Consider the following 13,526-nt stretch of genomic DNA (forward strand, 5'->3'; position numbering starts at 1 on the left):
TCCCGAACAGCCCTGAACAGGCGGCAAATACGCTCATCCCGCATGAGTGTCTGAGCCGTTCCATAACGCACGCACGACACCTTGACCATAAGTCGAATTGCCGCACCCGTGGCAAACGGCGTTCAATGCACGAACCCGAAGACTGATTGGCGGTGTCCGCGGAAGTTGCAAGAACTGCGAAAAGTCGGACATGGCGATCCTGGCCAACCCAGGTCCTATGCTGTCAATTAGGTAGCTGTAGATTGTGGAGACGCGTTAAATGGCGCAGAACGAATCGGTTGATGTGGTACTGGTAGGCGCGGGCATCATGAGTGCCACCCTGGCCGTACTGCTCAAGGAGCTCGACCCGGCCCTGAAGCTCGAGGTCGTCGAGGCGATGGACTCCGGAGCCGCGGAAAGCTCCAACCCCTGGAACAACGCAGGTACCGGCCACGCCGGTCTGTGCGAGCTTAACTACACACCCCAGGCCGCCGATGGCAGCATCGACATCAAGAAGGCCGTGCACATCAACACCCAGTTCGAGGTTTCGCGCCAGTTCTGGGCCTACCTGAGCAAGAAGGCCAACTTCGGCTCGGCGCGCGCCTTCATCAACCCTGTCCCGCACCTGAGCTACGTCGAGGGTGACAAGGGTGTTTCCTTCCTCAAGAAGCGCTTCGAGCTGCTCAAGCAGCACCATGCCTTCGCCGAGATGGAATACACCGAAGACAAGGCCGTGATGAACGACTGGATGCCGCTGATGATGCCTGGCCGCCCGGCCGACCAGCACATCGCCGCCACCCGCGTGGCCAAAGGCACCGACGTCAACTTTGGCGCCTTGACCAACAAGCTGCTCAAGGTGCTGGGCGACTCGCCGGACGCGCAGGTCAAGTACAGCAAGAAGGTCGTCGGCCTGCGCCGTAACGGCAGCGGCTGGACCGTGAGCATCAAGGACGTCAACAGCGGCGGCAGCCGTGAAGTGGACGCCCGCTTCGTCTTCCTCGGCGCCGGTGGCGCGGCCCTGCCGCTGCTGCAGTTGTCCGGCATCCCGGAAAGCAAAGGCTTCGGCGGCTTCCCGGTCAGCGGCCAGTGGCTGCGTTGCGACAACCCGGAAATCGTCAAGCAGCACCAGGCCAAGGTGTACAGCCAGGCCGCTGTCGGCGCCCCGCCGATGTCGGTACCGCACCTGGACACCCGCGTGGTGGACGGCAAGACTTCGCTGCTGTTCGGCCCATATGCCGGCTTCACTACCAAGTTCCTCAAGCACGGTTCGCTGATGGACCTGCCGCTGTCGGTGCGCATGGGCAACATCGGCCCGATGCTGGCCGTGGCCCGCGACAACATGGACCTGACCAAGTACCTGGTCAGCGAAGTGATGCAGTCGATGGAGCAGCGCCTGGAAGCTCTGCGTCGCTTCTACCCGCAGGCCAAGGCCGAGGACTGGCGCCTGGAAGTGGCTGGTCAGCGCGTGCAGATCATCAAGAAAGACCCGAAGAAAGGCGGCGTGCTGCAGTTCGGTACCGAGCTGGTCTCGGCCCAGGACGGCAGCCTGGCTGCCCTGCTCGGTGCATCGCCGGGTGCTTCGGTGACCGTGTCGATCATGCTGGAGCTGATCGAGCGCTGCTTCCCTGAGCAGGCCAAGGGTGCCTGGGCTGCCAAGCTCAAGGAAATCTTCCCGGCGCGTGAGAAGACCCTGGCGACCGATGCCGCCCTTTACCACAAGATCAGTGCCGACAACGACGTGGCGCTGGAACTGGTGGAAAGCAGCCCGGCGGCCAAGCATTACGCCTGAGCCGGCCAGTAACGAAAAAACGCCTCTCGGGGCGTTTTTTTGTGCCTGGATCTTCATCAACCTGCCCCGGCCTCTTCGCGGGCATGCCCGCTCCCACAGGTTCAGCGCTGCCCTCAGGCTCGATGCTATCTCTGTGGGAGCGGGCGTGCCCGCGAAAGGGCCGGGACAGGTTTACAAATCAACCACGGGCGTTATCGATGATCTCGATGTACTCCGGCGCATTGCGCTGGTCGGCAATCTGCTCGACGAAGGTCTTGCCGTGCTCGTCCTTGCCGTCCAGGTCCAGGCCAGCCTCGACGAAGAAGCCGACAAAACGCTCGAAGTCATCGACACGCAGGCCACGGTAGGCCTTGACCAGCTTGTGCAGCGACGGCGAGGTCACGCCATCGGCTGGCTCGAACTGGAGGAACGACTTGATGTAGTCGTCGCTGATTTCGTCGCCGATTACCTGTTTCTTGTCTTTACGCATTGCCGACTCCAACTGGGCCATCACGGAATTTCGAAGGCCGGCAGTTTACCCCCCGCAGGCCGCGTGCCTCAACGCGTACGTACGGTACCGGTGTGCAGGTCGGCCCAGATATGGCCGTTGCCGTAAGTGAGGAACTGCACGTACAGCGTTTCGTTGCGCAGCAGGTCCATGATCACCCGGTAGTCGCTGGCCGGGTAATTCAGGCTCAGGGTGCGGGTTTTCTCGTCATACACGGGCTTTTTCAGGCTCTTGCCAGCTTCACCGTCGAAGGTCAGCCGCACCTGGGCGATGGTCGCGCCCTTGCTCAGCGGCTTGCCCTTGAGGCGCACCTGCAACGACGAGGTGATCGGGATAGGCTGCTGGTCGGATTGGCGTTGAGCCCCAACCACCACCGAATAGTCGGTCACTTGCAGCAGTTGCTGACTGGTCGGCGCTTCCTGGCGCAAGGACTGGTCGTCAGGTGGCAGGAACTGGCTGTGCAGCGGTGCGGCGGCGAGTGGCAGGCTGACCACCAGCAGGAGAGGAAGAATCGCACGCATGTAAGGCTCCTTGAATGAAGGAGCACTCTAGCATGCTGTATCCAGGCTGTACCGGCCCTATCGCCGGCAAGCCGGCCACCACAGGTACGGCGCTATCCCTGTGGGAGCCGGCTTGCCGGCGATAGGGCCGGTACAGGCAACATCAAGCGAACTGCGCGCGCATCCAGGCCTGGTATTCGGCCACGCCCGCTTCACCCTCACGCGGCGCCCAGTGCGCATGTTCGCCCTCGCCCACCGGCCGGTACGGCCCGGCCTTGCACTCGAACAGGATGCTGTCCGGTTCCAGCACTACCAGCCCATGGTAGGTGCCTGGCGCCAGGTCCACACCCAGGCAGTCGCCGCCCGCCTGCAGCACCCGCTTGTCGGTCACCGCCCCCTGCTCATCGAAGATCAGCAGGCCCAGGCGGCCCTTGAGCACGATCAGGGCCTCGGCCTTGTCGTCGCTCAGATGGCGGTGTGGCGGGATATAGGTACTTGGCTGCAGCCCGACCGCCATGCGGTGGCAGGGCTCGTCCATCTCGTGGAAGTTATGGTGCTGCCGCCCACGCGGGTTGGCGGCAGCCTTTGCGGCCAGCCCGGCGAACAGCGATTGGTCGATGAACGCCGGCTGGCGCATGGTCACAGCCCCTTGACGGCGAAGATGCCGTTGGCGTTGCGCCAGTAGCCTTTGTAGTCCATGCCGTAACCGAAGATGTAGCGGTCGACGCATGGCAGGCCCACGTAGTTGGCCTTGAGGTCCGGGCTGGCCTTGCGGTCGTGATCCTTGTCGATCAGTACGGCGGTGTGCACCGAGCGCGCACCGGCATGCTTGCAGAACTCGATGATGGCGCTGAGGGTGTGGCCTTCGTCGAGGATGTCGTCGACGATCAGCACGTCACGGTCGATGAACGACACTTCCGGCTTGGCCTTCCAGAACAGCTCGCCGCCGCTGGTCTGGTTGCGGTAGCGGGTGGCATGCAGGTACGAGGCTTCCAGCGGGAACTGCAGGTGGGTCAGCAGCTTGCCAGAGAAGATCAGGCCGCCGTTCATCACGCAGAACACCACCGGGTTCTTGTCGTGCAGGTCCTTGCAGATCTGCTCGCCGACCTTGGCGATGGCCGCTTCGACTTCGGCTTCGTTGTACAGGCAGTCAGCTTCACGCATGACTTGACGGATATGCTCGAGATCGGCGGACATGGCGCTCTCCGGGGGGTGCATTTTGGAAAAGCGGGCAAAGGTACGCATCCGCTCGTCACAGATCAAGCATTTATGGACTAACGTCCAGAATGACCAGACGACAGCACAGGCTGAATAGATTAATCTAGCGCGGTTTTTTTGCCCGCCTTTCGGAGCCCCCCCTATGCCCACTCGTGAGATCCGCCACCCGCTGATCCGCCACAAGCTCGGCCTGATGCGCCGTGCCGATATCAGCACCAAGAATTTTCGCGAACTCGCCCAGGAAGTCGGCGCCCTTCTGACGTATGAAGCCACCCAGGACCTGCCGCTCGAAACCTACGAAATCGATGGCTGGTGCGGCAAGGTCTCGGTGGAAAAAATCGCCGGCAAGAAGATCACTGTAGTACCGATCCTGCGCGCCGGCATCGGCATGCTCGACGGCGTGCTCAGCCTGATCCCTGGCGCCAAGGTCAGCGCCGTCGGCGTTGCCCGCAACGAGGAAACCCTCGAAGCCCACACCTACCTGGAAAAGCTCGCGCCGGATATCAACCAGCGTCTGGCCCTGATCATCGACCCGATGCTGGCCACCGGCGGCTCGATGGTCGCCACCATCGACCTACTGAAAAAGGCCGGCTGCAAGGAAATCCGCGCCATGGTCCTGGTCGCCGCACCAGAAGGCATCGAAGTGGTGGAAAAAGCCCACCCGGACGTGCAGATCTACACGGCCTCGATCGACCAGCGCCTCAATGAACACGGCTATATCGTGCCGGGCCTGGGCGATGCCGGTGACAAGATCTTCGGCACCAAGCAAAAGGACGCCTGACCATGCAGGACGGCTTCAACGACCCGCTCTGGCGCCAGGTCGTTTCGGGCGCGCAGATGCTCTTCGTGGCATTCGGCGCGCTGGTGCTGATGCCACTGATCACCGGCCTCGACCCGAACGTCGCGCTGTTCACCGCCGGTATCGGCACCCTGCTGTTCCAGCTGGTCACCGGCCGCCAGGTACCGGTGTTCCTGGCCTCGAGCTTTGCCTTCATCACCCCGATCATCCTCGCCAAGGGCCAGTTCGGCCTGGCCGAGACCATGGGTGGCGTGATGGCCGCAGGCTTCGTGTACACCTTCATGGGCCTGATGGTGAAAATCAAAGGCACCGGGTTCATCGACCGCATGCTGCCGCCGGTGGTGATCGGCCCGGTGATCATCTCCATCGGCCTGGCCATGGCGCCGATCGCCGCCAACATGGCGATGGGCAAGGCCGGTGACGGCAGCGTGCTGCTGCCGTACAAGACCGCCATGCTGATCTCCATGCCGGCCCTGCTGACCACACTGATCGTCGCCGTGTTCGGCAAGGGCATCTTCCGCCTGGTGCCGATCATTGCCGGTGTACTGGTGGGCTTTGCCCTGTCGTTCGCCTTTGGCGTGGTCGACACCGCCAAGATCGCCGCCGCGCCGTGGCTGGAACTGCCCAACTTCACCGCGCCAGCGTTCAACTGGCAAGCCATCCTGTTCATCGTCCCGGTGGCCCTGGCGCCGGCGATCGAGCACATCGGCGGGGTGATCGCGGTCGGTAGCGTGACTGGCCGTGACTACCTGAAAAAGCCCGGCCTGCACCGCACCTTGCTGGGTGACGGCCTGGCCACCACAGCAGCCGGCCTGTTCGGCGGCCCGCCCAACACCACCTACGCCGAAGTGACCGGCGCGGTGATGCTGACCAAGAACTACAACCCGAAGATCATGACCTGGGCGGCGGTCTTCGCCATTACCCTGGCCTTCATCGGCAAGTTCGGCGCGCTGCTGCAGAGCATTCCAGTACCGGTGATGGGCGGCATCCTCTGCCTGCTGTTCGGCTCGATCGCGGCGGTAGGCATGAACACCATGATCCGCCACAAGATCGACCTGGCCGAAGCGCGCAACCTGGTGATCGTTTCGGTAACCCTGGTGTTCGGTATTGGCGGCGTGCTGATCGGTAGCGGAGATGGCCCGGATGACTGGGGCCTGAAAGGCATCGCCCTGTGCGCCATCGTGGCGATTGCCCTGAACCTGATCTTGCCGGGCAATGATGGCTGGAAGCACAAGAAGCTGGATGATCAGTTGCCTTGATCCGGCGTCAACCTGATCTGGCCCTATCGCCGGCAAGCCAGCTCCCACAGGTTCCCCACAGATTTCAAGAACTGTGAGCACCTTGTGGGAGCAACTGTCTTATATTGCCTGGACTGGCCTCATCGCCGGCAAGCCAGCTCCCACAGGTACTGCACAGGGCTTGAGGCCTATGCGGTCGAGGTGGGAGCTGGCTTGCCGGCGATAGGGCCGGTACAGGCAACCTGAAAATCAGGCCTTCTCGCACATGTCAGCCAACACCCTCACCCACTCCGGGTGATCATTCAGGCACGGCACCAATACCAGTTCTCGCCCGCCGGCCTCGACAAACTGCTCGCTGCCGCGCATGCCGATCTCTTCCAGCGTCTCGATGCAGTCGGCCACGAACGCCGGGCACATCACCAACAGCTTCTTCACCCCCGCCTTGGCCAGCTCATCCAGCCGCGCTTCGGTATAGGGCTCGATCCATTTGGCCCGCCCCAGTCGCGACTGGAACGACACCGACCACTTGCCATCGGGTATGCCCATTTTCTGCGCAAAGGCCTTGGCCGTGGCCAGGCACTGCCCGCGGTAGCACACTGCGCGCATTTCGGCGCTGGCGCCCTTGCAGCAGTCGGCGGCCTGGAAGTCATGCTTGCCGGTTGGGTCCAGCTTCTTCAGGTGCCGCTCCGGCAACCCATGGAAGCTCAACAGCAGGTGGTCGTAATCCTGCTCCAGGTAGGGTTTGGCACTGGCGACCAGTGCCTCGATGTAGTCCGGGTGCTCATAGAACGGCTGCAGCACGCGCAGCTGCAACGGCAACTGGCGTTCGCTGAGCGTCTGCCTGGCCAGTTCCACAACGGTGGTCACCGTACTGTCGGCGAACTGTGGATAAAGTGGCGCCAGGGTCACCTTGCGCACGCCTTGGGCTGCCAGGCGCTCCAGCACCTCGGGCAAGGCCGGCTGGCCATAGCGCATGGCAATTTCCACCGGGCCATGGGGCCAGTGCTCGACCATCGCCGCCTGCAGGCGGCGGGTCAGGACCACCAGCGGCGAGCCCTCGTCCCACCAGATCGAGGCATAGGCATGCGCCGACTGCTCCGGGCGCTTGACCAGGATCAGCGACACCAGCAGGCGCCGCACCGGCCACGGCAGGTCGATCACGTACGGGTCCATGAGGAACTGGTTGAGGTAGCGGCGCACATCGGCCACCGAGGTGGAGGCCGGGGAACCCAGGTTGACCAGCAGCAGGGCGTGATCGGTCATGCAGCGTCCTATGTCAGAGGCGACTGGACAGGTTGTCCAGGGCCGATTGCAAATCGTTGAAGCGGAAGGTGAAACCTGCCGCCAGCAAGCGTACAGGGCGCGCCCGCTGGCCACCGAGCAGCAAGGTCGACAACTCGCCCAGCCCGGCCTTGAGCAGCATGGCCGGTACCGGCAGCAGCGCCGGCCGGTGCAGAGTGCGGCCCAGGCGCCTGGCGAACTCGCGGTTGCGCACAGGCTCCGGGGCGCAGGCATTATAAGGACCGCTGGCATCCTTGTGCTGCAAGAGAAAATCAATCAGGGCGACCTGGTCGTCTATATGGACCCAAGACATCCACTGCCGCCCGTCGCCCAAAGGCCCGCCCAGCCCCAGTTTAAAGGGCAGGCGCAGGCGCGACAAAAAGCCGCCATCACTGGCCAGCACCAACCCGGTACGCACCAGCACCACGCGGATGCCCTGGGCCTGGGAACGCAGGGCGGTCTCTTCCCAGGCAATGCACAGCTGGCTGGCGAAATCTTCGCGTACCGGCGGCGAAGCCTCGGTCAGTTCGCGTTCGCCGCCGTCACCGTACCAGCCCACCGCAGAGCCGGAGATCAGCACTTCCGGGCGCTGTTCGCGGCTACCCAACCAGGCCAACAGCTGCTCGGTGAGGGTGATGCGGCTGGCCCATAGCAGGTTGCGCCGTGCTGCTGTCCAGGGCCGGTCGGCAATCGGTGCACCAGCCAGGTTGACCACTGCGTCGAGCTGATCGCTCGCCTCCAATTGCTCCAGGCGGGCGATGCCACGCACGCCTGTCCCACAGATTTTCGGCACCTGCTCCGGTCGTCGGCTCCACACCGTCAGCCGATGGCCCTGGCCGAGCCAGTACTGGCAAAGGTGCTTGCCAATCAACCCGGTGCCGCCGGTCAGCAATATATGCATGGCTGTGTCCTCGCAGAATGCGGCGGTGGTCTATTTTTAACATCAAGGCACTTTTTTGACCCGACGCTCTCGGATAAACATAGGCTAACCTGCCCGCTACAGCGGAATAACCTTATACAAATTTTGTGTATTGTACAGGTTTACCTGACAGCGTAGTCTGCTCACAGCAAGGTTTGAAGAGGCCATCATGACAGTACCTATCGCCATCATCGGGGCCGGTATCGCCGGCTTGTCAGCCGCCCAGGCCCTGCAGAAGGCCGGGCAATCCGTGCACTTGTTCGACAAAGGCCACGGCAGTGGCGGGCGCATGGCCAGCAAGCGCAGCGAGGCCGGCGCGCTCGACCTTGGCGCCCAGTACTTCACCGCCCGTGACCGGCGCTTCGTCGAGCAGGTACAGCAGTGGGTTGCCGCTGGCTGGGCCGCACAGTGGAAACCGCAGTTGTACAACTATCGCGATGGCCAACTCAGCCCCTCGCCCGACGAGCAGACGCGCTGGGTGGGCGTGCCGCGCATGAGCGCCATCACCCGCGGCCTGCTCAAGGATGTGACGGTGAACTTCGGCTGCCGTATCGCCGAGGTGTTCCGCGGCAAGCAATACTGGCACCTGCAGGACACCGAAGGCTGCAGCCATGGCCCCTACAGCCGCGTAGTGATCGCCGTGCCGGCACCGCAGGCCACGCCGCTGCTGGCCGCTACCCCAAAGCTGGCCGCCGTGGCCGCCGGCGTGCAGATGGAGCCCACCTGGGCCGTCGCCCTGGCCTTCCAGACCCCACTGGACACGCCGATGCAAGGCTGCTTCGTGCAGGACAACCCGCTCGACTGGCTGGCCCGCAACCGCAGCAAGCCCGGTCGTGACGAGCAACTCGACACCTGGGTACTGCACGCCACTTCGGACTGGAGCTGGCAACACATCGACCTGCCCAAGGAAAAGGTCATCGAACAGCTGTGGGGCGAGTTCGCCGAGTTGGTCGGCTGCGTGGTGCCTGCCCCCACCTTCGCCCTGGCCCACCGCTGGCTGTATGCCCGCCCCAGCAGCAACCATGAGTGGGGCGCGTTGGCCGATGCCGACCAAGGCCTGTACGCCTGCGGCGACTGGTGCCTGTCCGGGCGCGTCGAAGGCGCCTGGCTCAGTGGCCAGGAAGCGGCACGACGGCTGCTCGAACACCTCGAGTAAGCAAAGTTATACAAAAATATTAGTTTGCATAACTTTCTAGCTGTGCTGGAATGAACCTGTACAAGCCAAGAGCCGCGTACAGGTTTCCGGAGGCAGCCATGCACGACCCTTCCGCCCACAGCAAGCCGCGTATTGCCATCAGTGCCTGCCTGACCGGGCACAGCGTGCGTTACAACGGCGGCCACAAGGCCTCCGACCTGTGTCGCGAGCAACTGCAAGCACATTTCGAATGGTTACCGGTGTGCCCGGAAGTGGCCATCGGCCTGGGCGTTCCGCGCGACCCGATCCGCCTGGTCGGCAACCCTGGGCACCCGGAAGTGGTCGCTACCCGCAACCCGAGCACGGACCTGGCCGGCCCGTTGCGCAGCTACGGCGAGCAGATGGCCATCGAGCTTGACGACATTTGCGGCTACATCTTCATGCAGAAGTCACCCTCTTGCGGGCTGGAGCGGGTCAAGGTGTACCAGGACAATGGCCACCCGGCCTTCCACGGCGGGCGCGGCGTGTATGCCCATGCCTTCTGCGCACTACGCCCGGACCTGCCGGTGGAGGAAGAAGGCCGCCTGCACGACGCCGTGCTGCGTGAGAACTTCATCAGCCGCGTGTACGCCTACGCCGACTGGCAGCGCCTGCTGTCCGTGGGCTTGAGTCGTGGCGCCCTGGTGCGCTTCCACGCTCGCTACAAGTACCTGCTGATGGCCAGCAACCCCCAGGCCTACCGCATCCTGGGGCGCCTGCTCGGTAGCATGAGCCGGGATGACGACCCGCAAAGTATCGGCCCGCGCTACTTCAGCCAGCTGATGCAGGCCCTGCGCCGCTGCGCCAGCCGCGGCACCCATTGCAACGTACTGCAGCACCTCAGTGGCTACCTCAAGGGCGCGTTGACGCATCAGGACAAAGCCGAACTGCAGACGATCATCGGCCAGTACCAGCAAGGCGTGGTGCCGCTGGTAGTACCGCTGACCCTGCTCAAGCACCATTTGCGCAAGCACCCCGACCCATACCTGCTGCAGCAAGCCTACCTGCAGCCGCACCCGGAAAGCCTGGGCCTGCGCAATGCCGTCTGAAACTCTATTGCCCATCGGTGAGCTGGCCCGCCGCACAGGTGTCAACCCGGTCACCCTGCGCGCCTGGGAGCGCCGCTACGGCCTGCTCAAGCCCCAGCGCACCGCCAAGGGGCACCGCCTGTACCCACTGGAGCAGGTCGAGCGGGTCGAGGCGATCCTTGCCTGGCTGCAGCGTGGCGCATCGGTCGGCCAGGTACGCGAGCTGCTCGACAAACCCTCCAGCACGCCGCCGAAAGGCGACTGGCAGGCCAGGCAGCTGCAACTGATCGAGGCCATCGCCAATCTGTCGCAACGGGCGCTCGACCAGCAACTCAACCAGGCCATGGCCCTGTACCCGGCCGTCACCCTGTGCGAGCAATTGCTGTTGCCGCTGCTCGAGCTCCTCGACCTGCGCTGGCGCAACTACTTCAACGCGCGCCTGGAACAGGTGTTTTTCCACAGCTGGCTGCGCAGCAAGCTCGGTGCCCGGATCTACCACGACAACCAGTTGCTGCAGGGCCCCGCCGTATTGCTGGCAGAAGACAGCGAACACGCCTTCAGCCCTGTTTTGTGGTTATGTGCCTGGCTGTTCACCAGCAACGGCTTCCCGGTCGAGGTGCTCGAACACGCCGTGGCCGGCCCGCAACTGCAACGCGCCGTCACCACGCTCAAGCCCCGCGCGGTGCTCCTGCACCTGGGGCCACGCATCGATGGCAAGGCGCTACAACGCACCTTGCACAACCTGCCCGTGCCCACCCTGGCCGGTGGGCCAACGCTGGCGCTGCATGAAACCCAACTACGTGCCCTCCAGTCGCCCAACCTGGCCCTGTTCGATACCCCGCAGGCGGCATTGCGCTTGCTGCAAGCCCATGACCGCCAGCCTGTAGAGATGAATGCCCCATGCACCTGACCTGGCTGCGCAGCGACCTGCGCATCGATGACAACCCCGCCCTGAGCGCCGCCAGTGAACGCGGCCCGACCATCGCCCTGTGGCTGGTCAGCCCTGGGCAGTGGCAAGCCCACGATGACGCCGCCTGCAAAGTCGACTTCTGGCTGCGCAACCTGCGCGACCTGCGCCAGTCACTGGAGCGCCTGAACATCCCCCTGCTGATCCGCAAGATCGACACCTGGGCCCAAGCGCCACAAGCCGTGCTCGACGTATGCCGGCAACATCGGCTGCAAAGCGTTCACTGGAACGAGGAGTACGGCGTCAACGAGCAACGCCGCGACGACGCAACCCGGGCCCTGCTGGAGCAGTCGGCCATCCCGGCCTACAGCCACCTCGACCAGTTGTTCTTCCGCCCGGGTACCCTCCTTACCCGCAATGGTGACTACTTCCAGGTCTTCAGCCAATTCAAGAAGCGCTGCCTGGAGCACCTGCACCGTAGCCTTCCTGCCCTTGCCCCCCGAGTGAAGCGTCAGGCACCGCTGCAGATCGGCAGCGACCCGATCCCCCAACATGTGGACGGTTTCGCAGAAACCGCGCCAGCCCTGCGCGAGCATTGGCCAGCGGGTGAAGCCGAGGCGCAAGGACGCTTGGCACGCTTTCTCGATGAAACCATCGATGACTACCAGCAACTGCGCGACCTGCCTGCCATGCCTGGCACCAGCCAGCTCTCCGCCTACCTGGCCGCCGGCGTGATCTCGTCGCGCCAGTGCCTGCACGGTGCCCTGGCCAGCAACCGTGGTGAGCTCGACAGTGGTAGCAGTGGCGTGCAGAGCTGGATCAACGAGCTGCTCTGGCGGGAGTTCTACAAGCACATCCTGACGGGTTATCCACAGGTCTCACGTCATCACGCCTTCCGCGCCCAGACCGAGGCCCTGCCCTGGCGCGACGCCCCGGCCGACCTTGAATCCTGGGAGCAGGGCCGTACCGGCTTCCCGATCATCGACGCAGCCATGCGCCAGTTGCTGCACACCGGCTGGATGCACAACCGCCTGCGCATGATCGTGGCCATGTTCCTCAGCAAGAACCTGCTGATCGACTGGCGCAAGGGCGAGCGGCATTTCATGCGCCACCTGATAGACGGCGACCTGGCCGCCAACAACGGTGGCTGGCAGTGGAGCGCATCCACCGGCACCGACTCCGTACCCTATTTCCGCATCTTCAACCCGATTGCGCAGTCGCAGCGCTTCGACCCGCAGGGGCGCTTCATTCGTCACTGGCTGCCGGAATTGCGCGACATGGATGAAAAATCCATCCATGAGCCGGTGAAGTCCACGGATCTTTTTGGTAATAATCAGTATCACAGTCCTATGGTCGATCTCAGCAGCAGTCGCCAGCGTGCATTGCAAGCCTTCAAGGGCCTGGCGCGTCGGCAGGATTAGAGGACAACGTCTTGACTCATTCGCGTAGTTATTGGGTTACGGGCGCCAGCAATGGACTAGGTCTGGCTTTGGTGGAACGCTTGCTCGAACAGGGCTATCACGTTGCCGCCAGTGCGAAGGAAAGCGATGAACTGGATGTTTTGGCTGCCAGACATGGCCGGCGCTTGTTGCGCCTGCCCTGGCAACTGCATATCGAAGAAAAAGCAGCCGCTGCCAGCCAGCAGCTCTGCCATGCCTGGCGTTCGCTGGACGGTTTGATCATCAACGCCGGCACCAGCGACTACCTGACGGACGATGTGGCGGACAGCGAACTGTTCGAGACGATCGTCACTAGCAACCAGTTGGCCAGCGAGCATTGCCTGACCAAGGCGCTGCCCTTGCTGGCCAAGGGCGACTCGCCGCAGGTGATGGCGGTTTTCAACCGTTACTCGGCATTGCAGTTATATGCGCCAACGCAGGTGACCGCGGGCTGGAACAGCCTGCCGCAGTGGATGCGTGAACAGCGTCAGACGCTGCAGGCTCAGGGGGTTGAGCTAACGGTGGTGGCGCCACAGTCGCTGAAGACACCCGTGACGTCGGCGCAGGCGATACCGGAGCAATGGACAGCACAAAGTGCAGCAAAAGAGCTGCTACTGCGCTGGCCGGAAGGTGAGCCGGAGCTGGTGCTGGAGGCTTTGGACCTGAGCAGCCTATGGCCGTTGACGCGCCGAGATCTGAAATAGCTGGCACCGGCTTTGCCGGTGTTCGCAGGCATGCCCTAATGCCTCTCGGTTAGTGACAAAGGGG

Annotated in this window: 14 protein-coding genes; 8 read left to right on the top strand and 6 right to left on the bottom strand. The window is 63.5% G+C overall.

All coding sequences use genetic code 11. From position 1 onward, the window contains the following. Positions 1-259: 259 nt before the first annotated feature. Positions 260-1,768 (top strand): malate dehydrogenase (quinone), encoded by a 1,509-nt coding sequence (gene mqo, locus TZ03_RS03915; RefSeq protein ID WP_051095857.1) that lies wholly within the window; start codon positions 260-262, stop codon positions 1,766-1,768. A 178-nt stretch (positions 1,769-1,946) separates the two neighbouring features. Here mqo and TZ03_RS03920 read toward each other — a convergent pair whose 3' ends face one another. The 4 genes from TZ03_RS03920 to TZ03_RS03935 form a co-directional block, all read right to left on the bottom strand. Then, positions 1,947-2,237, bottom strand: a complete 291-nt coding sequence (locus TZ03_RS03920) for a PA4642 family protein (protein WP_051095858.1) — start codon at positions 2,235-2,237, stop codon at positions 1,947-1,949. Positions 2,238-2,305: 68 nt separating this feature from the next. Then, positions 2,306-2,776 carry a hypothetical protein gene (locus TZ03_RS03925; RefSeq protein WP_051095859.1) on the bottom strand — a complete coding sequence of 157 codons (471 nt, stop codon included), beginning with the start codon at positions 2,774-2,776 and terminating at the stop codon, positions 2,306-2,308. A gap of 142 nt (positions 2,777-2,918) precedes the next feature. Next, positions 2,919-3,392, bottom strand: a complete 474-nt coding sequence (locus TZ03_RS03930; RefSeq protein ID WP_051095860.1) for a WbuC family cupin fold metalloprotein — start codon at positions 3,390-3,392, stop codon at positions 2,919-2,921. A gap of 2 nt (positions 3,393-3,394) precedes the next feature. After that, positions 3,395-3,952 carry a hypoxanthine-guanine phosphoribosyltransferase gene (locus tag TZ03_RS03935; protein ID WP_051095861.1) on the bottom strand — a complete coding sequence of 186 codons (558 nt, stop codon included), beginning with the start codon at positions 3,950-3,952 and terminating at the stop codon, positions 3,395-3,397. 163 nt (positions 3,953-4,115) lie between these two features. Here TZ03_RS03935 and upp point away from each other — a divergent pair, with 163 nt between their 5' ends. Together upp and TZ03_RS03945 are read left to right on the top strand one after the other, a co-directional pair. Further along, a complete protein-coding gene (gene upp, locus TZ03_RS03940) occupies positions 4,116-4,754 on the top strand; it encodes a uracil phosphoribosyltransferase (RefSeq protein ID WP_051095862.1) in 639 nt (212 codons plus the stop codon). A 2-nt stretch (positions 4,755-4,756) separates the two neighbouring features. Then, positions 4,757-6,031: a uracil-xanthine permease family protein gene (locus TZ03_RS03945; RefSeq protein ID WP_051095863.1), complete on the top strand. Its 1,275-nt coding sequence runs from the start codon at positions 4,757-4,759 to the stop codon at positions 6,029-6,031. A gap of 228 nt (positions 6,032-6,259) precedes the next feature. On the opposite strand, the gene hemH is transcribed toward TZ03_RS03945, so the two are convergent. Together hemH and TZ03_RS03955 are read right to left on the bottom strand one after the other, a co-directional pair. After that, positions 6,260-7,273 (bottom strand): ferrochelatase, encoded by a 1,014-nt coding sequence (hemH, locus tag TZ03_RS03950; protein ID WP_051095864.1) that lies wholly within the window; start codon positions 7,271-7,273, stop codon positions 6,260-6,262. A 13-nt stretch (positions 7,274-7,286) separates the two neighbouring features. After that, positions 7,287-8,192 carry a TIGR01777 family oxidoreductase gene (locus TZ03_RS03955; protein WP_051095865.1) on the bottom strand — a complete coding sequence of 302 codons (906 nt, stop codon included), beginning with the start codon at positions 8,190-8,192 and terminating at the stop codon, positions 7,287-7,289. A gap of 187 nt (positions 8,193-8,379) precedes the next feature. On the opposite strand from TZ03_RS03955, the gene TZ03_RS03960 reads away from it, so the two are divergent. The 5 genes from TZ03_RS03960 (at position 8,380) to TZ03_RS03980 (ending at position 13,462) form a co-directional block, all read left to right on the top strand. Further along, a complete protein-coding gene (locus tag TZ03_RS03960) occupies positions 8,380-9,366 on the top strand; it encodes an NAD(P)/FAD-dependent oxidoreductase (RefSeq protein ID WP_051095866.1) in 987 nt (328 codons plus the stop codon). 98 nt (positions 9,367-9,464) lie between these two features. Next, positions 9,465-10,433 carry a YbgA family protein gene (locus TZ03_RS03965; protein ID WP_051095867.1) on the top strand — a complete coding sequence of 323 codons (969 nt, stop codon included), beginning with the start codon at positions 9,465-9,467 and terminating at the stop codon, positions 10,431-10,433. Beyond that, positions 10,423-11,322 (top strand): MerR family transcriptional regulator, encoded by a 900-nt coding sequence (locus TZ03_RS03970; RefSeq protein WP_051095869.1) that lies wholly within the window; start codon positions 10,423-10,425, stop codon positions 11,320-11,322. The genes TZ03_RS03965 and TZ03_RS03970 overlap by 11 nt, the downstream gene beginning before the upstream one ends. Then, complete coding sequence (gene phrB, locus TZ03_RS03975; protein WP_051095870.1) at positions 11,313-12,740, top strand: deoxyribodipyrimidine photo-lyase; 1,428 nt, start codon at positions 11,313-11,315, stop codon at positions 12,738-12,740. The genes TZ03_RS03970 and phrB overlap by 10 nt, the downstream gene beginning before the upstream one ends. An 11-nt stretch (positions 12,741-12,751) precedes the next feature. After that, entirely contained in the window at positions 12,752-13,462 is a 711-nt protein-coding gene (locus TZ03_RS03980) for an SDR family oxidoreductase (protein ID WP_051095872.1), read from the top strand. The last annotated feature ends 64 nt before the right edge of the window (positions 13,463-13,526 follow it).

Source organism: Pseudomonas sp. 10-1B, from assembly GCF_000935045.1.
Lineage (GTDB): Bacteria > Pseudomonadota > Gammaproteobacteria > Pseudomonadales > Pseudomonadaceae > Aquipseudomonas.